At 56.9% G+C, this 23,737-nt stretch carries 24 protein-coding genes; 6 read left to right on the top strand and 18 right to left on the bottom strand.

Annotated elements, in window-relative coordinates:
• Positions 1–56: 56 nt before the first annotated feature.
• The 10 genes from QOL67_RS06385 to QOL67_RS06340 form a co-directional block, all read right to left on the bottom strand.
• Positions 57–1,361, bottom strand: a complete 1,305-nt coding sequence (locus tag QOL67_RS06385; RefSeq protein ID WP_283425131.1) for an NAD(P)/FAD-dependent oxidoreductase — start codon at positions 1,359–1,361, stop codon at positions 57–59.
• 76 nt (positions 1,362–1,437) lie between these two features.
• Positions 1,438–2,796 (bottom strand): glutamine synthetase family protein, encoded by a 1,359-nt coding sequence (locus tag QOL67_RS06380; protein WP_283425130.1) that lies wholly within the window; start codon positions 2,794–2,796, stop codon positions 1,438–1,440.
• The gene (locus QOL67_RS06375; protein ID WP_283425129.1) at positions 2,793–3,476 is read right to left on the bottom strand and encodes a type 1 glutamine amidotransferase; all 684 of its coding nucleotides are present in this window, start codon (positions 3,474–3,476) and stop codon (positions 2,793–2,795) included. Before QOL67_RS06375 ends, QOL67_RS06380 begins: the two co-directional genes overlap by 4 nt.
• A 59-nt stretch (positions 3,477–3,535) precedes the next feature.
• On the bottom strand, positions 3,536–4,852 hold the full coding sequence (locus QOL67_RS06370) for a glutamine synthetase family protein (protein ID WP_283425128.1): 1,317 nt from the start codon (positions 4,850–4,852) through the stop codon (positions 3,536–3,538).
• A 191-nt stretch (positions 4,853–5,043) separates the two neighbouring features.
• Complete coding sequence (locus QOL67_RS06365) at positions 5,044–5,850, bottom strand: ABC transporter permease (RefSeq protein WP_283425127.1); 807 nt, start codon at positions 5,848–5,850, stop codon at positions 5,044–5,046.
• Positions 5,847–6,740 carry an ABC transporter permease gene (locus QOL67_RS06360; protein ID WP_283425467.1) on the bottom strand — a complete coding sequence of 298 codons (894 nt, stop codon included), beginning with the start codon at positions 6,738–6,740 and terminating at the stop codon, positions 5,847–5,849. Before QOL67_RS06360 ends, QOL67_RS06365 begins: the two co-directional genes overlap by 4 nt.
• Positions 6,741–6,855: 115 nt before the next feature.
• Entirely contained in the window at positions 6,856–7,563 is a 708-nt protein-coding gene (locus QOL67_RS06355; protein ID WP_283425126.1) for a transporter substrate-binding domain-containing protein, read from the bottom strand.
• 38 nt (positions 7,564–7,601) lie between these two features.
• Complete coding sequence (locus QOL67_RS06350; RefSeq protein ID WP_283425125.1) at positions 7,602–8,375, bottom strand: ABC transporter ATP-binding protein; 774 nt, start codon at positions 8,373–8,375, stop codon at positions 7,602–7,604.
• A gap of 128 nt (positions 8,376–8,503) precedes the next feature.
• The gene (locus QOL67_RS06345; RefSeq protein ID WP_283425124.1) at positions 8,504–9,238 is read right to left on the bottom strand and encodes a phosphate/phosphite/phosphonate ABC transporter substrate-binding protein; all 735 of its coding nucleotides are present in this window, start codon (positions 9,236–9,238) and stop codon (positions 8,504–8,506) included.
• Positions 9,235–9,675: a tellurite resistance TerB family protein gene (locus QOL67_RS06340; protein WP_283425466.1), complete on the bottom strand. Its 441-nt coding sequence runs from the start codon at positions 9,673–9,675 to the stop codon at positions 9,235–9,237. Before QOL67_RS06340 ends, QOL67_RS06345 begins: the two co-directional genes overlap by 4 nt.
• A gap of 171 nt (positions 9,676–9,846) precedes the next feature.
• On the opposite strand from QOL67_RS06340, the gene QOL67_RS06335 reads away from it, so the two are divergent.
• The 5 genes from QOL67_RS06335 (at position 9,847) to QOL67_RS06315 (ending at position 16,309) form a co-directional block, all read left to right on the top strand.
• Entirely contained in the window at positions 9,847–11,583 is a 1,737-nt protein-coding gene (locus QOL67_RS06335) for a sensor histidine kinase (RefSeq protein WP_283425123.1), read from the top strand.
• Positions 11,580–12,920, top strand: coding sequence for a sigma-54-dependent transcriptional regulator (locus QOL67_RS06330; protein WP_283425122.1), 1,341 nt, complete (start codon positions 11,580–11,582; stop codon positions 12,918–12,920). The genes QOL67_RS06335 and QOL67_RS06330 overlap by 4 nt, the downstream gene beginning before the upstream one ends.
• Before the next feature lie 110 nt (positions 12,921–13,030).
• Positions 13,031–14,041: a type 2 periplasmic-binding domain-containing protein gene (locus tag QOL67_RS06325; protein ID WP_283425121.1), complete on the top strand. Its 1,011-nt coding sequence runs from the start codon at positions 13,031–13,033 to the stop codon at positions 14,039–14,041.
• A 220-nt stretch (positions 14,042–14,261) separates the two neighbouring features.
• A complete protein-coding gene (locus QOL67_RS06320; protein WP_283425120.1) occupies positions 14,262–14,894 on the top strand; it encodes a TRAP transporter small permease subunit in 633 nt (210 codons plus the stop codon).
• A 14-nt stretch (positions 14,895–14,908) separates the two neighbouring features.
• A complete protein-coding gene (locus tag QOL67_RS06315) occupies positions 14,909–16,309 on the top strand; it encodes a TRAP transporter large permease (protein WP_283425119.1) in 1,401 nt (466 codons plus the stop codon).
• A 21-nt stretch (positions 16,310–16,330) separates the two neighbouring features.
• On the opposite strand, the gene QOL67_RS06310 is transcribed toward QOL67_RS06315, so the two are convergent.
• From QOL67_RS06310 to QOL67_RS06280, 7 genes are all read right to left on the bottom strand, one after another.
• Entirely contained in the window at positions 16,331–16,762 is a 432-nt protein-coding gene (locus QOL67_RS06310) for a tellurite resistance TerB family protein (RefSeq protein WP_283425118.1), read from the bottom strand.
• A complete protein-coding gene (locus tag QOL67_RS06305; RefSeq protein WP_283425117.1) occupies positions 16,759–17,052 on the bottom strand; it encodes a DUF1330 domain-containing protein in 294 nt (97 codons plus the stop codon). The genes QOL67_RS06310 and QOL67_RS06305 overlap by 4 nt, the downstream gene beginning before the upstream one ends.
• Positions 17,053–17,119: 67 nt before the next feature.
• Positions 17,120–18,037 (bottom strand): DMT family transporter, encoded by a 918-nt coding sequence (locus tag QOL67_RS06300; RefSeq protein WP_283425116.1) that lies wholly within the window; start codon positions 18,035–18,037, stop codon positions 17,120–17,122.
• 105 nt (positions 18,038–18,142) lie between these two features.
• Complete coding sequence (locus tag QOL67_RS06295; protein ID WP_283425115.1) at positions 18,143–19,222, bottom strand: OmpP1/FadL family transporter; 1,080 nt, start codon at positions 19,220–19,222, stop codon at positions 18,143–18,145.
• Between the two features lie 112 nt (positions 19,223–19,334).
• Complete coding sequence (locus QOL67_RS06290; RefSeq protein WP_283425114.1) at positions 19,335–20,207, bottom strand: DMT family transporter; 873 nt, start codon at positions 20,205–20,207, stop codon at positions 19,335–19,337.
• Complete coding sequence (locus tag QOL67_RS06285) at positions 20,204–20,482, bottom strand: putative quinol monooxygenase (RefSeq protein ID WP_283425113.1); 279 nt, start codon at positions 20,480–20,482, stop codon at positions 20,204–20,206. The genes QOL67_RS06290 and QOL67_RS06285 overlap by 4 nt, the downstream gene beginning before the upstream one ends.
• Positions 20,483–20,563: 81 nt before the next feature.
• A complete protein-coding gene (locus tag QOL67_RS06280) occupies positions 20,564–20,911 on the bottom strand; it encodes a hypothetical protein (protein WP_283425112.1) in 348 nt (115 codons plus the stop codon).
• A gap of 267 nt (positions 20,912–21,178) precedes the next feature.
• On the opposite strand from QOL67_RS06280, the gene QOL67_RS06275 reads away from it, so the two are divergent.
• Positions 21,179–21,949 carry a class I SAM-dependent methyltransferase gene (locus tag QOL67_RS06275; RefSeq protein WP_283425111.1) on the top strand — a complete coding sequence of 257 codons (771 nt, stop codon included), beginning with the start codon at positions 21,179–21,181 and terminating at the stop codon, positions 21,947–21,949.
• 35 nt (positions 21,950–21,984) lie between these two features.
• On the opposite strand, the gene guaA is transcribed toward QOL67_RS06275, so the two are convergent.
• Entirely contained in the window at positions 21,985–23,544 is a 1,560-nt protein-coding gene (gene guaA, locus QOL67_RS06270) for a glutamine-hydrolyzing GMP synthase (RefSeq protein ID WP_283425110.1), read from the bottom strand.
• Positions 23,545–23,737: the final 193 nt, after the last annotated feature.

Raw genomic sequence — 23,737 nt, 5'->3', positions numbered from 1 at the left:
GAAGTGGAAACACGGGTTTGTGTGTGTAACGTCGCGGAAAAAGTGTCGCGGTTTGCTTAGACGCCAAGCCGGTCGCGCAAGGCGAACCATGTCATTGCAAGCGCAAGCAGCGGGCTGCGCATGCGGGAGCCGCCGGGGAAGGGCGATGCCGGCACGCGCGTCATCGTGTCAAAGCCTTCTGCTTCCCCAGCCAGTGCCATTGCGACCAACTGCCCTGCATGGGTTGCAGTGCCGACACCGTGGCCGGAGTAGCCTGAGGCGGAGATCACATTGGGTGCGAGGCGGCGCAAATAAGGCATGCGCTTCATTGTGATCGCCAGGGTGCCCCCCCATGCATAGTCGATGCCGATGTCCTGAAGGTGAGGGAAAATTTCCACCATTGGCTTGCGCACGGTTGCGGCGATGTCAGATGGGAACCTGTAGCCGTAGCTTTCTCCGCCACCAAACAACAGGCGGTTGTCGTGGCTAAGGCGGAAGTAGTTGATCACAAATTTGGAGTCCGCGACAGCCACATCCTGTGCCAGAACCTTGGCCACTTCTGCGCCCAAAGGTTCCGTGGCGGCGATGAAGTTGTTGATCGGCATGACGCGGCCGGCGACTTTGGGCTCCAGATCCCCAAGATAGCCATTACAGGCCAGAACAAGGTGGTCGGCTGAAATCTGTCCGGATTCTGTTTTGACGGTGACTTTGGTCCCACGTTCAATACTGGTCACGCGAGATGTTTCGTGGATAGTTGCGCCAGCTCCAGAGGCCGCTTTGGCGAGGCCAAGGGCAAACGAAAGCGGGTGCAGATGGCCCGCGCCCATATCCAAGGAGCCGCCGACATACTTAGGCGAGGGGCAGATGGCCTGAAGTGCGTCGTGGTCCAAAGTTTCGATCTGCGCGTAACCGTATCGGTCTTGCAGGTGCCGCGTGTAGTCGTGTTCCTCACGCACCTCTTTGGCAGAGAAACAGGCATGCGCGATGCCGGGCGTGTAGTGACAATTGATGTTGTGTTTTGAGATCAACCCTTTGACCAGATCTTTGGAGTCTTCGGCCAGTTTCCAAAGCTTGGTTGCGTCGTCCTGCCCAACCAATTTCTCAAGCCCGTCCTGTTCCATACGCTGGCCGGATCCCAACTGTCCGCCGTTCCGCCCGGAAGCACCAAAGCCAACGCGATGCGCTTCCAGCAGAACCACATCAAAGCCGCGTTCTGCCAGATGCAGCGCGGTCGACAGGCCGGTGAAACCACCGCCAACCACACAGACGTCTGCCTTCCGTACGCCTTCCAGTGGGGCAAAAGGCGCCAGCGGTTCCACTGTTGCCGCGTACCAGCTGTCTGGGTAGTTCCCCTTGCGATCATTGGCATCGAGCAGGTTCATGACGCGCCTCGTTTTCTCATTCTTCAAATATCCCCGCCGGAGGCTTCGGATTGGCCAATGGCCAATCCCTTGATTGTCAGACGTTCAGCAGCAGATGCTCACGTTCCCATGGAGAAATCACGGATAGGAACTCTTCGTATTCGGCGCGTTTCACAATGGAATAGACCCGGGCAAACTCTGGCCCAAGCACGTCGTGCAGGTCTTTGGCCTCATCAAACAGATCCAGCGCGCCACCCAGGATACGAGGAATGGCTTCCTCGCCATCATAGGCGTCGCCTTTGAACTGCTTGTCGGGGCGTTCTTGCTCCAGAAGACCCAGATAGCCACAGGCCAAAGAGGCCGCGATACCGAGGTAGGGGTTGCAGTCCATGCCCCCGATGCGGTTTTCAACCCGGCGCGCTTGCGGGGACGAGATGGGTATACGAATGCCGGTGGTGCGGTTGTCGCGCGCCCATTCCAAATTGATTGGTGCCGCATGATCGCGCACGTAGCGGCGGTAAGAGTTCACATAGGGCGCCATCACCGCAATTGCGGCGGGCAGGTGGTTTTGCAGGCCAGCAATAAAGTGGAAAAACGCATCTGTTTCACCACCTTGTGGGCCGGAGAAGATGTTCTGTCCAGTTTCGATGTCGAGGATCGAATGGTGGATGTGCATAGCAGATCCCGGTTCGTCCTCGATTGGTTTGGCCATGAAAGTGGCGTAGCAATCGTGGCGCAGCGCTGCCTCGCGGATAAAGCGTTTGAAGTAGAAAACTTCATCGGCCAGTTTGAGCGGATCGCCATGCACCATGTTGATTTCAAGCTGACCAGCGCCACCTTCTTGGGTGATGCCGTCAATCTCAAAACCTTGGGCTTCGGCAAAATCATAGATGTCGTCAATCACCGGGCCAAACTCATCCACGGCGGTCATGGAGTAAGCTTGACGCGCGGCGGCAGGGCGGCCGGAACGGCCCATCATCGGTTTGATTTCTTGGCGTGGGTCTGTGTTGCGCGCGACTAGGAAGAACTCAATTTCCGGGGCCACAATCGGCTCCCAACCCTTGTCATGATATAACTGAATCACACGTTTCAGTACATTTCGCGGGGAAAACTCGACCGGCGTGCCATCAAGGTTGTAGGCGTCGTGAATGACCTGAAGCGTCCAATCTGCGGTCCAAGGCGCGGCGGTTGCCGTGCTCCAGTCCGGGCGCAGGATCATGTCTTTTTCGATAAAGCCTTCGTCACCTGCCGCTTCACCCCAACCACCTGTCAGTGTTTGGTAAAAAATGGAATCGGGGAGGTGGAAATACTCTTGGCGGGCAAATTTGCTGGCCGGTACAGCTTTGCCGCGGGCAATCCCCGGAAGGTCGGAGATGATGCACTCTACTTCGTCGAGACGGTGGCCCTCCAAATAGGCGCGGGCGGCGTCTGGGGTCTTTGAAAGCCAATCGGTCATCGGGGGCGCTCCTGTCGGAAGAAGTCTGCAAATTGATCTGCAATGGTTTGACTGTTTGTCGGTTCATCAAGTTCGTCGATTGCGGCGTCCAGTACCTCGTCGGGAACAACGCCGCGGCCGCGCGTGTTGATCAGGCCGTCGACAAAGTCGGCGGAGAACTCCGGGTGGGCCTGCACCGTGATCGCACGGTCGCCATAAAGAATTGCTGCGTTCTTGCAGAAATCATTGGAGGCGATGGCCACTGCACCAGGTGGCAGTTCGGTGACTTGATCCTGATGCCAGGCGTTCATGGCGATTTCCGTGCCGGAGAAATCATAAGATTGACGGCCAACAGCCCAGCCACCGTTGTATTTTTCAACAGTTCCACCAAGAGCTTGCGCGATGATTTGATGGCCAAAGCACACACCAACCAATGGGATGCTCTGCGTCACGGCCGCGCGGATGAAGTCTTCCAAAGGAGGGATCCAAGCGTGGTCTTCGTAGACGCCGTGTTTGGAGCCAGTGATAAGCCAGCCGTCGGCGTCGGTCACCGCTTCGGGGAACTCGCCGTCGACCACTTTGTAGCCTGCGAATTCAAAATCCTGGCCGGAAAGCAAGGACTTAAACATTTCGATGTAGTTGCCGTAGTGCGGTTCAAGCTCATCCGGGGCGTGGCCGGTCAGGAGAATGCCGATTTTCATAGTTCACCAGAATTTGATCAAATTTACGGTAGCGAGTGACTAGCCGTCGTGCAAGCGTGTCATACACGCTCCAGATAGGTTTTCCATCGGGCCTCTGGCACAATGTCGGCGAGTTTTTGCGCCTCTTGCCGTTTGGTCATCACCAGATTGCTGATCAACTGCTGTGGCAGGCAGCGGGCGATGAAGGTGTCGCTTTCAAACAGATCGATGGCCTCTTCCCAGCTTTTGGCCAGTTCGGGCAAGTTCTGAGCATAGGCGTTGCCGGTTGTTGGGACAGGGGGCGTCAAGCCTTCGGAGATGCCTTCGACCGCAGCACCAAGGATGGCGGCGAGCATCAGATAGGGGTTCACGTCACCGCCGGCAACACGGTGCTCAATCCGACGTGCGGCATTTGGGCCGCCCGGAATACGGATGGCAGCGGTGCGGTTTTCATAGCCCCAGCAGACGGTTGTGGGCGCATGCGCACCGGGCGCAAAGCGGTCATAAGACGGGCCATGCGGTGCAAAGATCAACGTGGAGGCGCGCATGGCCTCCAAGCAGCCCGCCACGGCGGACTTGAGCAGGTCGGAGCCTTCGCCGGTGCCATCGTCAAAGATGTTTTTGTCGGTTTCATCCACCACAGAGAAATGCACGTGCATGCCATTACCCGCGTCATCGCTGTACGGTTTGGCCATGAAGGTGGCGGCAAAGCCGTGATTGCGCGCTGTTTCACGCAACAATTGTTTGATCAGCAAAGCATCGTCAGCGGCCTTCATGGCAGTCTGGTGGTTGAGCGTGACCTCAAACTGTCCAACGCCACCTTCGCAGGTCATGGTTTGCAGTGGGATGCCCATTGCGGCAGCGCCGTCGTAGATGTCGGTGAAAAACGCGTCAAAGGCATCCAGTTCAGACACGCTCAAAATTTCGGAAGCGTCGAGTTGGCGGCTATTGCGTGGGTGCTTTGGCGGGATAAGCTGCGCGCCATTGTCGTCCACCAATGTGAACTCCATCTCAGTGGCGGCCACCACGGTCCAGCCGCGTGCGGCGTAGCGTTCTAGCACGGTGGCTAAGGCCTGAATTGGGTCGCCCATAAAGGGGCTGCCGTCTTCGTTGGTCATGCCCATCAGCACCAGTTGCGATGGGGTTTTGAGCCACGGCATTGGCACGGCACCGCGCGGGGACGGTACAAGCACACCGTCTTCATCGCCGCTTTCAAACACCAGGGGGCTGTTTTCGATATCACAGCCCCAGATATCGAGATTGAGAGCCGAGAGAGGCAGTCGCGCGCCGCCTTTGTCGAGTTTTGCGAGATGTTCAGACGGCAGTCGTTTGCCGCGCAATTGGCCGTTCAGATCTACTGCGCCAATCCGGAAAGTTGCGCTATGTGCCGGGTCCATGGGTCACCACATTTGTAATTTGATCAAATTATCGAGGGCGTCAGATCAATTGTCCAGAAGAAAATTTAGGGCATTTGCGGGCGTGTCGGTATTGCGTCTGTATCGCGGCTGTTTTGCGGAGGTGGGTAAAAGCCAAAACACCCGCCAAATTGGGGCGGGTGTTTTGCAAAAGTTCACTTGGTTGGCTGAGATCAGCGGATCAGATTTGGGCGCACCTTCAGTTTCTTGATGGCAGCTTGCGGCAGGTGTTTGTTCAGGCGTTTGTTGATCACGCCAAAAATCCAAATGATGATCAGTGTCAGCAGAATAAAATAGAAGGCCAGGATCGGGTAGGGCACAAACGGATTGAAGGTTTTGTCCGCAAAGTAGTTGGCATAATAAAGCGCGTCGCCTTTTTGCCGCCATGCCGGGAAACCAGAGAAGAACACCAGTGTTGTGGCGTGAAACAAAAAGATCGCTTCGTTGGTGTAGGCAGGCCACGCGAGGCGCATCATCGTTGGGAACATGATGCGACGATAGCGGAACCAGCCGGTGAAACCATAAGCGTCTGCCGCCTCTACGTCGCCTTTGGGGATCGAACGTAGCGCACCATAGAAGATTTCCGCAGAGTAGGCCGAGGTGTTCAAGAACAGAACAATCAGCGCTCCAAGGGCCGCAGAGGTCAGCGGGTTGAACATGGGCGACACGCCCTTGAGGGACAAAAACAGGAAGTAACCAAAGAAAAACTGGATGAACAACGGGCTGCCACGGAAGAGGAATATGAACCACTCTGCCGGTTTGCGCGCCCAGCGGCTGTTGGAGTTTTTAGCCACTGCCAGAAGGTTGGCAAACAGGAATCCGGTCAGGATCGCCAGCACGCCATAGTAGACGTTCCAGATCATGCCAGATCCGATCAGCGTGAAGTGCTCACACAGAGTGAAGTCAGTGCGTGGCAACATGCGCTCGCCAAAGCCCAGAGACCGGAAAGCATAGTTTTGAATGGTGTCGATACAGCTCATGCTGTGCTCCCCGCATTTTTGCGTTGGGACTCGCCGTCCAGCGTGGCCTGACCGTGAGACAGGCGTTTGGTGATGCGCGTCAGGGCGATTTCGGACACCCGTGTGAACAGCAGATAGAAGACAAGCAACGCAAGGAAATACCACATGCGCCAATCCCCATGCGGGTAGGCGGTAAACCGTGCGGTTTTAGATGCACCTAGGTCTCGTGCCCAGTAGACGATGTCTTCGACACCCAGCAAGAACAACAGTGGTGTGGCTTTGATCAGCACCATCCAGAGATTGGACAGGCCGGGCAGGGCATAGATCCACATTTGTGGCATCAGGACACGCCAGAAGGTCTGGCGGGGGGACATGCCATAGGCTTCGGCGGTCTCCAGTTGAGGGCGTGGCACAGCCTGCATGGCGCCATAGAGAACGTTGGCGGCAAAGGCGCCAAACACGATGGCAAAGGTGAACACGGCCACCCAGAAGCCATAGATTTCATGCACCCATTGCGGCGAGGAACTGAGTGGCATTTTGGCGATGTCACAGACGAGGAACTCACTGCCCTGGCGGACAGGCTCCGTCCAATCTGGACACTTGACCTTGTGACGCAGCCATTCGATGCCCTGATCCAAGGCGATCACAAAGAAGAGGAAAAACGCGATGTCGGGTACGCCGCGCACAATGGCGATGTAGCCTTTGCCAAACCAGCGCAGGAGGGCAAAGCGGGCACGCGCGGCCATTGCGCCGCCAAGGCCAAACAGAAGCGCTGTGGGGGCCGTGACTGCGAGCAGAAGAAGCACGGTGCCAAAAGAGGCATAAAAGGCCATGTGCTTCCCAGTTGTGAGATAGCAGCTAAGCCAGGGCAGACTGTCTAAGACAGAAGGATCTGAGCAATAGGCAAAAATGGCTGGCCTCTTTCGTGTCGTCTTAAGGGCGGATGAGATGCCGGTATATGGCCCGCCAGGTGGGAAAAAGGGGGAGCAAGTGCTCCCCCTTTGTTAGTCATCAAATGGGGAAGGCTTAGAATTTGCCTTCGATTTCCCACTTGTCCAACAGGTCGTTCAGCGTGCCGTCTGCTTTCATGGAGGCGATGGCCGCGTCAAATTTGCCGCGCAGCTCATCGTCAGATTCGCGGAACGCCATGCCGATACCACCACCAAGGAAGACTTCTGCTACAAATGTCAGATCTGTTTCTGCAACAAATGGAGCCAGGAAGTCTTTGTCCGCCATGACGGCGTCAACTTCGCCGCCGTTCACGGCTGCGATGGTTTCATCCGGTGTAGTGAATTCCACGAGAGTGGCGCCGGTTGTGGCCACGTGGCTGGACTGGATGGTGCCGGTTTGCGCCGCAACAACTGCGGTGTTCACGTCGATGTCTGCAGACATCGCAGCGTATGCGGATGGCGACGGACGGGTATAGCCCTGAGTGAAGTCCATGGTGGCTTCACGCTCTTCGGTGATCGACATGCCAGCGATGATGGCATCGTAGTTGCTGGACTGCAGGTTGGTGATGATGCTGTCCCAGTCGTTGGTGACCCACTCACAGGTCAGGGAGGCACGTTTGCAGAGCTCATCGCCCAGTTCGCGCTCAAAGCCGTCCACTTCGCCAGCGTCGTTGATGAAGTTGTATGGAGGGTAGGCGCCCTCGGTGCCCAGACGAACTGTGTCGGCCATGGCGAAGCCAGCGGTCAGTGCCAGAGCGGCAGTGCTCAGGATCAGGTTTTTCATAGTTTTGCTCCCTATGGATTGGTTGTTTGTTCTTGTTGTTACGCGGCGGTTGAAGACAGAAACTGTTTCAACCGTTCCGATTTAGGATTGCCGAACAGCTCGTCCGGCGTGCCTTGTTCTTCGATTAGGCCTTGGTGCAGAAACACCACGTGATCTGAGACGTCGCGGGCCATTTTCATGTCGTGGGTGACAATCATCATGGTGCGGCCTTCCTCGGCCAGTGCCTTGATCACGCGCACCACTTCTTGCTCCAACTCTGGGTCCAGTGCAGACGTCGGTTCGTCAAACAGCAGCGCTTCAGGCTCCATCGCCAAAGCACGTGCAATGGCGGCGCGCTGTTGTTGACCACCGGAGAGCTGCGCCGGGTAGGCATCGTGTTTGTCCGCAATCCCAACTTTGTTGAGGTAGGCGTGGGCAGATGCTTCGGCCTCAGCCTTGTCGCGGCCCAGCACGGTCACCGGTGCTTCCATCACGTTTTGCAGGATGGTCATGTGCGACCAGAGGTTGAACTGCTGAAACACCATCGACAGGTTGGTGCGGATGCGCAGGATTTGCTTGGGGTCAGCGGGCTCGCGGGCGTGACCGGAGCCTTTCCAAGTCACAGGCTCCCCTTTGAACAGGATGTCGCCCTGTTGGCTGTGCTCCAAAAGGTTGGCACAGCGCAGGATTGTGGATTTGCCGGAACCGGACGAGCCAATCAAAGAAACCACATCGCCGCGGTGCGCGGTGATATCCACGCCCTTGATGACTTCTAGGTTGGCATAGGCCTTGTGCAGGTCGCGGATTTGCAGAACGGGCGTGGCTTCGCTCACAGTGTCCCCATCAGTATTGGGTTAATCATTGGTTGCCCAATAGGAATGAAAATTTGCGCAATTGCAACTTTCAAAAGGGCGGCTGAGGCACCTGATGTGACGTTTTGTCCAAGTAAAGTTCCAAAAGGTCAGGGTGACGGCGGGTTTGGCACCGCCTCATAAGAGCTTTGCGGAAGGTGCACCAGACCATGCAGAAACAATTCTTCGCGCTGTCCAAACGTCAAAGACTGAAGGCCATCCTGTAACGCATTTTGGATGCGAGCTGCGTCTTGGTAACGTGCGGAAATGAACGGCAAAGCCGGTGTTGGCCTTGTCATGTCAACCACAATCAGATCCGAGGTGAAATCATCATAGCGCGTCATCATTTTCCAACTGATGATGTCGAGGGCGGCAAAGTCAGCGTCACCTCGCGCCACCATACGGGCTGATTCCCGATGGGCGCCGCTTAGCTGCCGAGGGCCGATTCGAAATCCATTGTCCTCGAAATGACGCCAGATTGCGGCCCAACCTGATTGCGAAAGCGGCTCGTTGAACGCCAGAGTTGCGTCGTGCAATGTGTCCAGTTTTGCGCCTTCGTAACGTTTGCTGGCAACAATGACCGAACGGTAATGGCCGGCCGGGGCTTCCTCAATGCCGTGATCCGGCGCGCCTATCAACGCAACCTTGTCTTTTAGCCGCGAACGGTATGGAAAACCGCAGGTTTGGGCCAACAACAGGTCGGGGCTTTGCCAGACATCCCAGACATCGCGATCGCGTGTCAGCTGCCTTGGCCCATCTCCGTAAGCCTCACAAAAGAGCAGCCACAAATGATCCCATGTAGCCGCCAGTTCGGGACGGTCATACATGGGAAAGGCAGCGATCATGCCTGCGCAGCCATGCGTTGGCGCGCCAAGGCACTGTCCCGATCAGAGATGCCAAGCAAATTGGCGGCCAAGCGAATGACGCTGTCTTCTTCTGCGTCGCGTTCCCCGTCTGCTTGGACCACTTGCCACATGGCTTCGATCACCTCGATGCGCGCGTCCAGAGGCACGGCGTCTTTGATGGCACGGGTGAAGCGCACAGTGTCGGGTGCCTCAGCCTCTAGTGTTTCAGCCTCTTTGCGCAGGGCGGTGGCTTCAAAGGGACTAAGATCATAGCGACCGGTCACAATGCGCTCGATGCGTGCGGCTTCAGTCGGGTCAAATACTCCGTCTGCACGGGCGATGCGCACCAATAAGGCGGTCAGCGCCAAACGGGCGTCAGTGGTGTTCAAAGTATCAGGGGCGGGCGCCGTCAGGCGTTTGAGGAAGTCTGCAAACATGGCATAGGATTTAGGTTGCACTATCGGATCGCGCAACCAATCATTCTCATTCCTGAAATATCCTGGGGGAGGCGCCGTATGCGGCGGCGGGGGCAACGCCCCCAGAATCTCGTTTCCATACGTGCGGCATTGGCCTAGCCTGCGCCAACTTTTGCAACTCTGACGGCCCCAATGTCACGACTCCCCCTGATCCTCTCCGCTCTTCTGACCCTGCTTGTTGGGTTCGTGGTACAACGCGCGGCGTTTGATTATTTTTCTCAGGAGGAGTGGAGCAAAGCCCAAGGGCAACTGTCGCTCTATCGCAGCACGGTTGTCGCGGAATTGGAGCAACATAGCCATCTGACCCATATTTTGGCTCGCGATACTTTTGTGACTGAGGCGGTGGCAGGGGCTGGCACAGGCGCGCTCAACCAGCGGTTAGAGGATTTTGCCAAACAAGCGGGGCTGGAATCGATTTATTTGATGGACGCCAATGGCGTCACCATTGCCGCGTCCAATCATGCAACAGACACAAGTTTCGTCGGACATAACTACGGCTTTCGCCCCTATTTCAAAGATGCGCTGCAAGGCAAACACGGCCGGTTTTATGCCATTGGCATGACCACAGGGTTGCCGGGGTTGTTTTTGGCCGATGGCGTGGTTGTAGAGGGGCACGAGGTGGCCGGCGTGATCGCGATCAAAAAGGGGTTTTCCGTGTTGGAAGACAGTTGGCGGCGCGCGGGTGAACAAGTCATCCTAACCAACAATGATGGTGTTGTGCTTTTGGCGTCTGACCCAACCTGGCGGTATCGGGCTTTGCGGCCTCTGACTGAGGTGCAGAAAGAAAAGATTGGCGCTGTGCGGCAATTCTCCGGTCAACCCCTTAATCCACTGCAATGGCGGGTGAAGGCCAACAATCGTGCGGTGATCGGTGGTGATGAGCGCATGCATCTGGTGGCGGATGATCTGCCGGATGGCTGGCAGCTGCACTATTTTGCAGATGACGACCGCGCGGTGGCCCGCAGCTGGTTGGCCACTGCAGCGGTGGTGTTTTTGGCGGGCTCGTTGATGATTGTGTTTCAGGTGCAACGGGCGCGACGGGTTGGACGTGCGCTCAAACGGGCGGTGAAAGAAGAGGCACAGCTGCGCACATCCAACTTGCAGCTGGCAAAGGAAGTGGCGGAGCGCAAAGCCACAGAGGAACGGTTGCAGAAAACCCAGAAAGAGTTGGAACAAGCCAGCCGGTTGGCGGCCTTGGGCCAGTTGTCGGCCTCTGTCACACATGAGTTGGGGCAGCCCATTGCCGCGATGCGCAACCATTTGGCGGCGGCCGAGATCAATCCAAAGAACGCCGCGCGGCTGGGGCCTGAGATCGGCGGTCTTGTTGGGCGTATGGAAGGCATCACCCGCCAGCTTAAGTTTTTTGCCACCAGTGGTGGAGATGCGTTTGAAGTGTTTGATTTGCGAGAAGCAATGCAGGCTGGGCTCAGCCTGTTGGCGCCAAACATCGAAAAGGGTGCAATCTTGGTGGATTTGCAAATGCCTGAGGCAGCGGTTTGGGTCCGTGGTAATCGGTTGCGACTGGAGCAGGTGATCACCAATGTGCTGCGCAATGCGTGTGATGCCATGGAAGAAGAGCCTGCGGACTCCCAACTGTCGGTCTATGTTGGGCAGTCTGATGCGCAGGCCTTCTTTGAGGTGTTGGACACAGGGCACGGCCTGGGCACCGCCAGTTTGGCAGACTTACAGGAACCCTTTGTGACCACTCGGGAAAGTGGGCGTGGCATGGGGTTGGGGCTTGCGATTTCGGCCAGTATTATCAAGGATCACGATGGCACCATGAGCGCCCGCGCGCGCGCCGAGGGGGGCGCGGTTTTCCGGGTGATGATGCCCTTGGTGACGGATATGGAAGATGAGCAGATACCATGAGTGACGCGCAGCCGTTTGGCCTTTTGATTGTGGATGACGACAAGTCTATGCGGCAGTCGTTGTTGGCGCTGATGCAGGCTGCGGGTTGGCAAGCGGAGGCGGTGCCGCGCGCGGATAAGGCACTGGAAAAGCTGGGTGAGATGCAGCCGGATGTTATCCTGTCGGATGTGCGCATGCCGGGGATGAGCGGGCTGGAGTTGTTGGCGCAGTTGGATCGGGATTTTGCGCCACCTTTGGTTTTGATCTCGGCGCATGGTGACATCCCCATGGCAGTAGAAGCGATGCAGGCTGGGGCCTATAGTTTTGTGGAAAAGCCTTATGAGCCGCGCCGACTGCTGACGATCTTGACCCATGCAGCGGAGCAAAGCCGGATGAAAGCCAGCAATGTGCGGCTTAAAGAACGGCTGTTTGCTCTGTCTGGTCTTGATCGTGTGTTGTTGGGGCAAACGCCCTCGGTAACAGCGTTGCGCGAAGAAGTGTTGGATCTGTCCGGATTGGATGCAGCGGTGCTGATTCTTGGGGAAACCGGCACCGGAAAAGAGCTGGTGGCGCGCGCGTTGCACGATTTGAGCGCCCGTTCGGATCGGCCGTTTCTGGCGGTGAACTGCGCGGCGTTGCACCCAGACAGCTTTGAAGCAGAGATGTTTGGTGTGTCGGGTGGTCCTGAGGGGCGCTTGCAAACGGCCTCGGGCGGCACGTTGTTTTTGGATGAGGTCGGCAGTTGCCCGCCAGCCGTTCAGGCCAAGCTGTTGCGGGTGATCGAAGATCAAAGGGTCTATCCGGTTGGATCGGGCGTGCCAGTGAACGTGGATTTGCGGATTTTATCCGCGACCAATGAAGACGTCGATCAGGCCGTGTCTGAGGACAGGTTGCGAGCCGATCTGTTGTTTCGCCTCAACACGTTTGTGGTGCAATTGCCGCCGTTGCGGCAACGCCGAGATGATCTGTCGCTGCTGGCGAGCCATTTCCTGAATGAATATGCGCGGATGCATGAGGTCGACGGGCCTGAGCTGAGACATGAGGATATGGCGGCGCTTCTGGCGCATGACTGGCCCGGCAACGTGCGGGAGTTGCGCAATGTGTGCGCCCGTCGGGTGATGGCGGCGCGGCGGGGCGGTGGCTCTTTCGCCAGCGCCTTGGCCGGGGACCTCGGCGCAGAAGATGTGCCGGACACGCTGCGCGAGGCCGTGGCAGCGTTTGAGCGGGAACTGATTGGCAAAGCGATCAAGGCCCACGCCGGGCGCATGGACGCCGCGGCCGAGGCATTGGGCATTGGGCGACGGACTTTGAACGAGAAAATTGTGAAACTGGGCCTTAACAAAGACGCGCTTTTGTAGCTCTGCGGAAATCCGCAGAGCAGGGCGCTTGGCCTGCGCAATTTCTCTCATTGGCATCTGTCGCGCCTTTGCGGCATGCTGTGGTCAGAAAAACGCAATGGGAGGATATTATGCGTAAGATTTTGAGCCGGACGGCTGTGGCTGCTTTGTCGATGGCCTTTGTAACAGAGGCGATGGCAACGGAATGGAATGTGTCCCTGTGGGGCAAGCGCCGTGCCTTTACCGAGCACGTTGAAAAGATGGCGGAACTGGTGTCTGAGAAAACCGGCGGCGAGTTCACCTTGAACATCAGCTACGGCGGCCTGTCCAAAAACCGTGAAAACCTCGATGGCATCTCCATCGGTGCGTTTGAAATGGCGCAGTTCTGCGCCGGTTATCACCGTGACAAAAATCCATCCATCACTGTGATGGAGCTGCCATTCCTGGGCGTGAGCTCGCTGGAGCAGGAAATTGAGCTGTCCATGGCGGTGTATCAGCACCCGGCCGCGATCGAAGATCTGGGCCGCTGGAACGCGACACTGCTGATGCCGTCTCCGCTGCCGCAATACAACCTCGTAGGTATGGGTGACGCACCCGCCAAGCTGGACGACTTTGCCGGCCTGAGCGTACGTGCCACCGGCGGTATCGGCAAAGCCATGGAAACTGTGGGCGCTGTGCCAACCTCCATGTCTGCGACTGAAGTGCGTCAGGCGATGGACAGCGGTGTTGTAAAAGCCGTGGCTTTTGCACCACACGCGCACATGTCTTATGGCACCATCGAGAACGCCACCTGGTGGACCACCAACCTGAACCCAGGCACCGTGAACTGCCCGGTTGTGGTGAATACCGACGCGCTGGCGGATCTGTCTGACGATCACCGTGAGGCGCTGTTGGGCTCTGTTGAAGAATCTCTGGATCACTATGTGACCACCTACAATGGCAAAACCATGGATGCATGGGGTCCAGCTTTGGAAGAGCGCGGCATTGCTAAAGTGGCCTTCTCCGACGCAGAGATCGCAGCGTTCAAAGAAGCTGCAGCTGCCCCCGCGGCCAAAGCTTGGATCGAAGAGAACACTGCGCGTGGCCTGCCTGCGCAAGAGCTCTATGATCTGGTAACTGGCATGATCGCAAACGGCAGCTAAGCTGTCCAATAAGGCGGGGGCTCTGCCCCCGTCTCACACCTATTTGGGTGTGAAACTCCCCCGGGATATTTTGTAAATGTGAATAGGCAGCGCAGAGCGGCCTTCATTCATATTCTCACACTATCCCGCAGCGCGAGGCAGCGCCTCGCCTAGGGCGTATCTAAAGATGCGCAAAACTAGTGCGCCACAGGCGCTCACCATAAAAACAGCGGGAGGTCCCATGGCCAGCGCAACTTCGGTGCTGACGGACAACAGCACCCTCAGCAAAATTGACACCCAGCTCTACAAACTCGAAAAAGCCTTGGCTTTGGTGAGTGGTTTGGCGGTGTTTTCGCTCATGCTCATGGCGGTCTTTTCCGTCGCCGGGCGCAACTTCTTCAACGCGCCTTTGCCGGGCTATGTGGATTGGATCGAGCAGGCGATGCCGCTCATTGCGTTCATGGGCGCCTCTTACGTGATGCGCGATGGCGGGCACATCCGCATGGATATTCTGGTGGGGCAGCTCAAAGGGCGTGCGCTTTACCTAGTGGAGTTTATCACTACGACCGCGGTGCTTACCCTGATGGTCCTGTTGGTGTGGGGCACCTGGGCGCATTTTGATCGCAGCTTTGATTTTGGGGCGCCGATGTGGAGCCGCGACAGTTCGATGGACATTGCTTTGCCTCTGTGGCCCGCAAAACTGTTGGCGCCAGTGGCGTTTTCGGTTCTGTGCCTACGGCTGGTCTTACAGCTTTGTGCCTATGCCAAAGCGTTTGTCACAAATGCTGCAACTCCAGTGGCCGTGCCGCTGGTCATTGATGCGGCCACGCAAGCGGCGATGGAGGCAGAACATGTCTCCGGCCACGATTCCTAAGGAAGACCAAGAATATGGAACCGATTGATATTGGATTGGCGGTCTCAGGCGGCATGTTGTTGCTTGTGGTGCTGGGGATGCGTGTGGCCTTTGCTGCTGGACTGGCAGGCATGATTGGCTTGATCTGGATTTTCTGGGCCAAGTTTGGCTATGAGCCGGAGCGGTTTGGCAAAGCGTTGACCATTGCGGTCAAAACTGCCGGACAGGTGCCACACTCCAAGGTGTCGAGCCAGGCGTTGAGCCTGATCCCGACGTTTATCCTGATTGGCTATCTGGCCTATTATGCAGGTCTCACCAAAGCGCTGTTTGAAGCGGCCAAACGCTGGTTGGCCTGGGTGCCGGGCGGCTTGGCGGTGTCCACGGTGTTTGCCACCGCGGGCTTTGCGGCCGTGTCAGGCGCGTCGGTGGCCACCTCAGCTGTGTTTGCACGTATTGCGATCCCGGAGATGTTGGCGATTGGCTATGACAAACGCTTTGCAGCGGGTGTTGTGGCGGCCGGTGGCACGTTGGCCTCTTTGATCCCACCGTCGGCGATTTTGGTGATCTATGCGATCATTGTGGAGCAGGACGTGGGCAAGCTGCTTTTGGCCGGCTTCATTCCCGGCGCGTTTTCGGCGGTGATCTATGGGTTGTTGATTGTTGGTATGGCGGTGACCATCAAGGGCTTTGGTCCCCCCGTGTCAGGGTTCACCTGGAAAGAGCGGTTTATGTCTCTGCCACCGGCTTTGCCCATTGTGTTTGTGGTCGTGACCATCATCTTCTTTGTCTACAACCCGTTTGGCGGCGATGCTTGGGGAACCCCCACAGAAGGCGGCGCGATAGGGGCTTTTGTGGTCTTCCTGATGGCGCTGTTTCAGGGCATGCGTTGGTCGCAGCTCAAGGATGCGCTGTTGGAGACTGCCAAATTGACGGTGATGATCTTCACCATCATTTGGGGCGTGTTGATCTATGTGCGCTTCTTGGGCTTTGCGGATTTGCCAAGTGCGTTTTCTGATTGGATTGTTTCGCTGACCATGTCGCCCATGCTGATCCTTGTTTGCATCCTTTTGGCCTACGCTGTGTTGGGCATGTTCATGGACGCAATTGGCATGCTGCTGTTGACGCTGCCAGTGGTGTATCCGGCTGTCATGGCCCTGAACGGTGGCGAGTTTGTCTCCGCAGCCGACAGCACCTTTGGTATGAGTGGGCCGATGTGCGCGATCTGGTTTGGCATTTTGGTGGTGAAAATGGCGGAGTTTTGTCTGATCACACCGCCGATCGGCTTGAACTGTTTTGTTGTGGCCGGTGTGCGTGATGATCTGAGCGTGCAAGACGTTTTCAAAGGTGTGACACCGTTTTTCATCGCTGACGCCATCACCATCGCGCTTTTGGTGGCTTTCCCTGCCATTGTGCTTTGGCTGCCAAGCCTAGCCTAAGAGAAAGCCTGTCGGCCCTGCCTAAGTGGCGGGGCCGATGGGAGTGTCTTCGGGTTTGATGCCCATCAGCTTGGAAATTTCGAGCAAGCTGGCGTCTTCGGCGGGGACGTGTTTGCCATCCGCTTCAATCACATCCACCATTTTTTGTGCCACCTCCAAACGGTGGGGGTAGTCCACGTTTTCGCGGATCAAGAGCGCGAAATCCGGCGTGCCCGGGGCGTTGTGTTCCAGCTTCTCGCAGGTGGCCCGCAGTTTGGCGGCCTCAATAGGATTGAGGTCAAAAGTGGTGCCCAGGATGCGGTCGATCTCGCTGATCTCCAGCGCGTGGTAATTGTCGTCCGATTTGGCGACGCGCACAAGCAATGCCCCAAGCGCGAGTTTTTCGTCTGGTTCGGGCAAGGGTGGCGTGTTGGACGTGCCGCGCAGGCGGTCGAGCAGCTGGTCCCAGATCATGGATCATACCCCTCGATGATAACAATGTCGCCGGTGCTGACCGGATCACGCAGGGCTTTGGCCGCTTGGTAGTCTGCGGAGTTGTAGCAATCGAGCGCGGCTTGGTAGCTGGGGAACTCGATGACCACATTGCGGCTGCGCGAAGAGCCTTCGGGGTTTTCGAATTGACCTCCCCGGATCAGGAATTTGGCGCCGAAGTTCGCAAATGGTTTGGCGTTGGCCTGTACGTATTTTTGGTAGCCGTCGATGTCATCTACATCCACGCGTCCGATCCAGTAGCCTTTGGCCATTCTGGCCTCCCTTGAAGAAATTGTTTTTTGGCAGGGTGCCAAGCGGGAGGCCTGTTGGCAAGCGGAGTCAGGTCGGTTTTTTGAACCGGAGCCGGGCGAGCAGTCGCCCGTCAAGCACGATCAAGCCCAGTGTGAGGAAGGCAAAGCCTGCGTAGGCGCGTGGCGGGATCGATTCATTTAGGAAAATGGTGCCAAGCAGAATGGCAACGGGCGGTATCAGCAATGTGACCACAAGCAGATTGCCGGAGCCTGCGGCGGCGAGGACACGGTAGTAGAGCAGGTAGGCGACAGCGGTGCCGAGAATGGATGCATAGGCGATGGCAGCCCAGGTGGAGGCGGATAGGGACAGCGAAATGGGGCCTTCGGTGACGTGGGCGAGGGGAAGGGCTAGGATGGTTGTGCAGGTGAGCATGCCTGCGGACGCAACCATAGGGGAGCACCCCGCGAGGTGTTTGCGGGCCCAGACGCCGGCTAAGCCGTAAGACAGGGTGGCCAGCAAGGCGGCGATTTGCGCAAGGGAGTGCGGATCAAGCGCGGTCAGGTGGCTGAGGCCGATGGCGGTGGCGACGCCAATGAAGCCAAGGGTGATGCCGAGGGTCTTGGCGAGCGTCAAGCGTTCATCAGGTAGGAAGAGCGCAGCGAGCAGAACGCCCCAGAAAGCGGTGGCTGCATTGAAGATCGAGGCGAGGCCGCTTTCGATGGTGAGTTGGGCAAAATTCAGCAGGCTGAAAGGGATCAGGTTGTTGAGCAGCCCCATGACCAGAAACGCCCCCCAGAGACGCGGACTGCGTGGGAGGGCAGTTCTGGTTGCCAAGATCATCAGCCACAACAGGAGCGCCGCCCAGAGGGTTCTATGGGCGACCAGAGTGATGGGGCCGATTTCGTCAAGCGCAATGCGGTTGGCGAAAAAGACCGCGCCCCAGAGGAGTGCCAGCAGGAAGAGTTCGGCCCAGACACGGGGCGTGAGGTGTTTTTGTGTGCTCATGGGATTGGTTTAGCGGGATGCGAAGAGGCAATCACTCCGAAACCTGCGCAAAGAAAAAAGCCCCGCCTGAAAAGGCGGGGCTTTGGTGTTCACGAAGTGAGCGATTTAGAAACGGTAACCGATGCGGATGCCGGCGCCCCATGCGGAACTGTCTTCAAAGTCTACATTTACGCCCGGCGCAGCCTCGTAGTACTGGTCGCCTGGAAGGGCATAAGTCAGGCCACCGGAAACCGAAAGCTGATCATTGACTTGATATGTCGCGCCGAGGCCGATGCTCTTGGAGCCAGTGGTTGGAGCCAGAAGTGTTGTGGTTGGGCGATTGCCCGACTTCTCATAGCCAAACTGCAAGGCGAGCGACAGTTTATCGTTGATGCGCTGACCGACGCCGAGTGTGTAGTTGATGGTGTCGTCATCAAAGTCGACCCAAGACCCTTCAGGTGTTGTGTCGAGGCTAAACCCGCCCCAACCAGCCCAGCGTACCGAACCAAACACCAAAGTGTTCTTGGCAACGCCGGTTTGGAAATCAAGGTTTACGCTTTCAGGAAAGTCCACATCAAAGGTGCGATCTTGCATGCCCGCTGGGAACGCTGCGTTGGAACCCTCAAAACCGCTCTCAATTGCGCTTGCATAGGTCAAAGCCACACGCAGGGCGATTTCCGGTTTCTCGTAGGCAACGCCGACAACTCCGCCAAAATCGTAACTGCTGCTGGCATTCAGAATGCCGTTACCCGATTGAATTGTCCCGCGTACTTTGAGCGCACGGGCACCACCGTGAACGCTAAAGCCGTTGCCAAAGTTGTACTGTACCAAAGCAGTCAGGGCATCGCTGTTAATTTCTGCGGTTCCATCGAATGGACGACCACCTGCGGCGGAAAACGGGCCATTGTCATACAGGATATGCGCGCCAAACGGCTGATCGTAAATCAGGGCAAGGTCCCAATTTTCGTTGATCTCGTGTTTGTAGCCAAAGGACAGGTTGTTGTAGGATTTTGCTACATCATTGGAGTCGCCGATGATCGCGCTCTTACCGTCAACACTTGGGCTCGCGTGTGACCAAGTAAACTGTGCGTAGTTGCCTTCTTCAAAGAGGATGTTGACCCCTTGTCCGGAGCGGTCGATACCGCCTGCAAAAGACGTGCTAGCGGCCAATGTTAGTGCAGTGGCTCCCCATAGCGCTTTTTTCATGTGATGTGTCCCGTGGTTTTATGAGTGTTTTTTTATTTGTGACCATCAGGCTAGTCGCGCAACTTTGTTTAAGTCAACGTTAAGGTAAGCCGAGATTGGCCATGACTTTGCGTCACTTTGGCGCAGGTTTTAGGCGCAGTTGGGACAATATGTTCAAGTAATTGCCCGCAAAAATCACTGCAGCCCCAACCAGTACCCAAATGTCGATTTGTTCACCGTATAGTGTCATTCCTACAACAGCTATGAGCGGCAATCGGATGAAGTCGATGGGCATAACAACCGATGCGGGTGCGAGTCGCAGGGCAGTGGTCAGGCAGTAATGGGCCACAAGACCGGCGCATGCGATTAGGACGATCCATGGGGCGCTTTCCGCTGAAGGCAGTGCTATGTCGCCATCAAAGCCTGCGAAGATCACGCCAAATCCAGCCTGCATAACCGTGAGGTAGAACAGGATGCAGGTGATGCTTTCAGTGCGGGTGAGTTTGCGTGTGAAGAGCGCGGACAGGGCAAAACCAATTGCGGCACAGGCAGCGGAAATTTGTCCCACGTCCAACGCTTGCGGATTGGGGCGGGCGACAAGCAAGATGCCAAAGAAACCAATCAGCGCGGCCAGAAGGCCGATGGGGCGCAGCTTTTCGCCCAGGATCAGGGGGGACAGTAAGATGGCCCAGATCGGAGAGGTGAATTCCAAGGCAAAGACTTGAGCCAGAGGGATCACAGTGAGCGCATAAAACCAGAGGTTCTGCCCGGCAAAATGGCTTAGGTTGCGGACAAAATGTAGGCCCAGATTGCGGCGATTGACTTGTGAGAATGTGCCAGCTAGCCCCGCGACAAGCACAACAATGAAAATGCCCACTAAGCTGCGGTACATCATGATCTCAAAGGTATCGAGTTCGAGAGACACAGCCCGGCCTGCAACCGCCATGCTGGTGAAAGACACAATTGCGCCGCTCATCCAGAGGGCGGCCCTAAAAGTGTCGTTCATTCTGTTAGGTCTTCAATCTGATAGTGGCGAGGGATGCCGTCAGTAACCGTGGCCCAATCAGAGGCTTTGGTGCGGGTTTGATGGGCCTCAAACGACGCGCGGTTGGTAAAGCGTTCGGCCACAAGAAAACGGCCTTGGACGGTTGGGTCTTCGGTGACCTCAAACGACAGACAGCCTGTTTCGGCCCGCGTCAGCGCGATGTGCAGTGGCAGGGCCTCCATAACGGTTGTTAGCCGGTCAGCGGGGACGTCGATATATCCAGTGAGCTTGATCATGGCCGGACCGTGGCAGGTCTTTCCCTAAGGGACAAGTGCATTTGTGAACCAATTAGGACGACCAATGGAAGGTATTGGCGGTTACTCTGCGATTGTGCAGCAGCCGCTGCGTTGACCCAGGCCTAGGGTGTTGAGCGAAACAGACAGCGGGAAGGTGCCATAATCGGTTCTACAGATGCCTTCAGAGACCAATAGCATGTGGGCACTTGGTGGCTCTTGCAGTAGCCACACACGCGGCCAGCCTTCGTGATCCTGAGGCAGGGCTTTGGCGGGTAGGGTGCGGGACTTGTCGCCGGTGCGCATGTAGACGGCGTTGTCGGTGACCGTGAAGACGAGGGGAGAGTTGCGCATTTCACAGGCCAGCGGGGGGGTGGCCACGGCCTGAGAAGCCGCTAGCGAGAGAAGTGCCGATGTGAAGAGTGTGCGCATGTCCCGATCCCCTAGGTCAGGAAAGTGTCGCGCGGATGACCGCAAATGGGAACTCGATTTCTGGCGAAAGGTTAATCGAAAACTTGAATTAACTTTTGTCGGAACAGGGGCCCTCGGAATGTTTCAGTAGGACTGATTGCAGGCAGATTTTTACACGGAGATTGAACTTCATGTGAGGGAACAGGCACCTTTGCGTGAGCTGGAGGGCGCGTGCATTGACGTAGGCACTGAGCGTGCCCTCATAGGGGCATAGGAGGACCACTGACCATGACACAGACTGCCCCGTACCAAGATTACGTTGATCGGCTCACTGACTTGCGTGATGCGCAAAGCGAGGAGGCTTCAGCTGCGGATCAACTTTTGTATTTGCGCGATGCGGTTCGGGCAAAGCCAAATGGGACGTTCCTGGAGCTTGGCACGTGGAAAGGGCAAGCAACCAAGACAATGTTGAATGGAATGCACGGGGGCGATGGCCTGTTGGTGTCTGTGGACATTGAGGATTGCTCGAGCGCCGGAGATGGGCCGAACTGGCAGTTTGTGCAGTCTGACAGCAAAGACGCCAATGCTGTGTTGTCGGCGGCACCGACGCTCAATGACGGGATCGACCTTGTGTATGTGGATAGTATGCACACGGTCGCGCAAGTCTATGCCGAGATCATGGCCTGGTTTCCCAAGGTGCGGCGCGGTGGACGGATCGTGTTCGATGACGTGGATCCGGTGCCCTACATGTATGGCAATCGCAAAGACAGTGCACGCAAGGAGATGATCAACCGCGCTTTGCAGAAACTCATATGCGAGCTGTTTTATGCCAATTTAGATTGCCTGCGCATGGAAATGAAATTTGGCTCCACCGGCTTGGCAATCTGGACTAAGACGTCGGATTTTGGCGCGCAGCTACGTCCCTATGTGCCCATGGTGCCGGCGAGGTTGGACACGCAGCTGGCTGATCTGCATGACCTGTTGCGCGGGCACAGCGCCTATAGGAACAGCGAAACGGCGACGAGTGTGATGATCCCGCTGGGCGTGGCCGCTGAATAAAAAATGCCGCGCACAAGGCGCGGCATTTTGGATGTTTATTCCCACTCGATGGTGCCGGGAGGCTTCGAGGTGATGTCGTAGGTACAGCGGTTGATGCCTTTGACTTCGTTGATGATGCGCGTGGCGGTCTCACCAAGAAATTCGTGGCTGAACGGGTAGTAGTCCGCGGTCATGCCGTCGACTGAGGTCACCGCGCGCAGGGCGCAGGCGAAGTCGTAGGTGCGACCGTCGCCCATCACGCCCACAGTGCGCACCGGCAGGATTGCCACAAAGGCTTGCCAGATGTCGTCGTACAGACCGTGCTTGCGAATTTGATCGATGTAGACCGCATCCGCTTCGCGCAGGATGTCCAGTTTTTCGCGTGTGATCTCGCCAGGGCAGCGGATCGCAAGCCCTGGTCCAGGGAAGGGGTGGCGGCCGATGAAGCTGGCTGGCAGGCCCAACTCACGGCCCAAAGCGCGGACTTCGTCTTTGAAAAGTTCGCGCAGAGGTTCGACCAGCTTGAGGCCCATTTTCTCTGGTAGACCACCCACGTTGTGGTGGCTTTTGATGGTCACGGAAGGACCGCCGGAGAAGCTTACGCTTTCGATCACGTCTGGATAGAGCGTGCCTTGTGCCAGGAACTCTGCACCTTCGATGGTGTCTGCGTGTTTCTGGAACACATCGATGAAGAGCTTACCGATGATTTTACGCTTGGTTTCCGGATCACTTTGGCCTTCAAGCTCACCAAGGAACAAATCGCGTTCGTCCGCATGGATCAGCTTGATGTTGTAGTTGTCGCGGAACATGGCAACAACTTCTTCAGCTTCGTTTTTGCGCAACAGGCCGTGGTCGACAAAGACACATGTCAGCTGGTCGCCAATGGCCTCGTGCAGCAGAATTGCGGTGACAGAGCTGTCGACACCGCCGGAGAGGCCACAGATGACTTGTTTGTCGCCAACCTGTTCACGGATCTTGGCAATCATTTCCTGACGATAAGCGCCCATGGTCCAATCGCCTGAGAAGCCGGCGATTTTCACAAAGTTCTCATAGAGCTTTGCGCCGTTGGGTGTGTGGTGCACTTCGGGGTGGAACTGCACGGCGTAAAAGTGACGTTTGGTGTCAGCGGTTATGGCGTAAGGTGCGTTGGGCGAGGTGCCGTAGACCTCAAAGCCCGGGGCAATTGCGCTGACGTGGTCACCGTGAGACATCCAGACCTGTTCGTCGCCTTCAGCAAACCAACCATCGAGAATGTCGAGTTTGCTGTTTGGGGTCACAAAGGCACGGCCAAATTCGGCTGTGCCATGGCCGCTGTCCACTTGCCCCCCCAATTGGGCCATCATGGTTTGCTGGCCGTAGCAGATGCCAAGAATTGGCACGCCGTAGTCAAAAATCTCTTGTGGTGCACGCGGGGAGCCCTCGCGGGTCACGCTGTCTGGGCCACCGGAGAAGATCACGGCCTTGGGTGCGAAGCTGCGCACGAAGTCCATGTCGACGTTTTGGTAGGGGTGGATTTCGCAGTAGACGTTCAGCTCGCGTAGGCGACGGGCGATCAGCTGAGTGACCTGGCTGCCGAAGTCAATGATAAGAAGGCGGTCATGGGATGTCTGGGTCATGGCGGACGCATAGAGAAGAGCGGCGTTTTTCGCAAGATCGTTCGCACATTCTTGACGGGGTTTTTGTACGAAGTGGCGAACAACCGCAGGGTGGGGTGCCGCAGGTGTCCCAAAACGACTGGCCAATGTCGCATTTTTGTTTCAAAGGACGCTAACCAACCGGAGAGCAGCCTGTGGGAAGGGTAGACCTTTC

Source organism: Shimia sagamensis (assembly GCF_900182745.1).
Taxonomy (GTDB): Bacteria; Pseudomonadota; Alphaproteobacteria; order Rhodobacterales; family Rhodobacteraceae; genus Shimia; species Shimia sagamensis.
Note: the sequence above shows the minus strand (reverse complement) of the source record. Positions and strands in the feature narration are given on the sequence as shown.

Excerpts from the sequence above, each read along its gene's own strand:
- QOL67_RS06315 (WP_283425119.1), top strand. The coding sequence starts at position 14,909 with ATGGAACCGATTGATATTGGATTGGCGGTCTCAGGCGGCATGTTGTTG.
- QOL67_RS06300 (WP_283425116.1), bottom strand. The coding sequence starts at position 18,037 with ATGAGCACACAAAAACACCTCACGCCCCGTGTCTGGGCCGAACTCTTC.
- QOL67_RS06290 (WP_283425114.1), bottom strand. The coding sequence starts at position 20,207 with ATGAACGACACTTTTAGGGCCGCCCTCTGGATGAGCGGCGCAATTGTG.
- QOL67_RS06365 (WP_283425127.1), bottom strand. The coding sequence starts at position 5,850 with ATGAGCTGTATCGACACCATTCAAAACTATGCTTTCCGGTCTCTGGGC.
- QOL67_RS06370 (WP_283425128.1), bottom strand. The coding sequence starts at position 4,852 with ATGGACCCGGCACATAGCGCAACTTTCCGGATTGGCGCAGTAGATCTG.
- QOL67_RS06310 (WP_283425118.1), bottom strand. The coding sequence starts at position 16,762 with ATGATCTGGGACCAGCTGCTCGACCGCCTGCGCGGCACGTCCAACACG.
- QOL67_RS06295 (WP_283425115.1), bottom strand. The coding sequence starts at position 19,222 with ATGAAAAAAGCGCTATGGGGAGCCACTGCACTAACATTGGCCGCTAGC.
- QOL67_RS06275 (WP_283425111.1), top strand. The coding sequence starts at position 21,179 with ATGACACAGACTGCCCCGTACCAAGATTACGTTGATCGGCTCACTGAC.
- QOL67_RS06385 (WP_283425131.1), bottom strand. The coding sequence starts at position 1,361 with ATGAACCTGCTCGATGCCAATGATCGCAAGGGGAACTACCCAGACAGC.
- QOL67_RS06330 (WP_283425122.1), top strand. The coding sequence starts at position 11,580 with ATGAGTGACGCGCAGCCGTTTGGCCTTTTGATTGTGGATGACGACAAG.
- QOL67_RS06335 (WP_283425123.1), top strand. The coding sequence starts at position 9,847 with ATGTCACGACTCCCCCTGATCCTCTCCGCTCTTCTGACCCTGCTTGTT.
- QOL67_RS06325 (WP_283425121.1), top strand. The coding sequence starts at position 13,031 with ATGCGTAAGATTTTGAGCCGGACGGCTGTGGCTGCTTTGTCGATGGCC.
- QOL67_RS06345 (WP_283425124.1), bottom strand. The coding sequence starts at position 9,238 with ATGATCGCTGCCTTTCCCATGTATGACCGTCCCGAACTGGCGGCTACA.
- QOL67_RS06305 (WP_283425117.1), bottom strand. The coding sequence starts at position 17,052 with ATGGCCAAAGGCTACTGGATCGGACGCGTGGATGTAGATGACATCGAC.
- QOL67_RS06280 (WP_283425112.1), bottom strand. The coding sequence starts at position 20,911 with ATGCGCACACTCTTCACATCGGCACTTCTCTCGCTAGCGGCTTCTCAG.
- QOL67_RS06380 (WP_283425130.1), bottom strand. The coding sequence starts at position 2,796 with ATGACCGATTGGCTTTCAAAGACCCCAGACGCCGCCCGCGCCTATTTG.
- guaA (WP_283425110.1), bottom strand. The coding sequence starts at position 23,544 with ATGACCCAGACATCCCATGACCGCCTTCTTATCATTGACTTCGGCAGC.
- QOL67_RS06340 (WP_283425466.1), bottom strand. The coding sequence starts at position 9,675 with ATGTTTGCAGACTTCCTCAAACGCCTGACGGCGCCCGCCCCTGATACT.
- QOL67_RS06355 (WP_283425126.1), bottom strand. The coding sequence starts at position 7,563 with ATGAAAAACCTGATCCTGAGCACTGCCGCTCTGGCACTGACCGCTGGC.
- QOL67_RS06375 (WP_283425129.1), bottom strand. The coding sequence starts at position 3,476 with ATGAAAATCGGCATTCTCCTGACCGGCCACGCCCCGGATGAGCTTGAA.
- QOL67_RS06320 (WP_283425120.1), top strand. The coding sequence starts at position 14,262 with ATGGCCAGCGCAACTTCGGTGCTGACGGACAACAGCACCCTCAGCAAA.
- QOL67_RS06285 (WP_283425113.1), bottom strand. The coding sequence starts at position 20,482 with ATGATCAAGCTCACTGGATATATCGACGTCCCCGCTGACCGGCTAACA.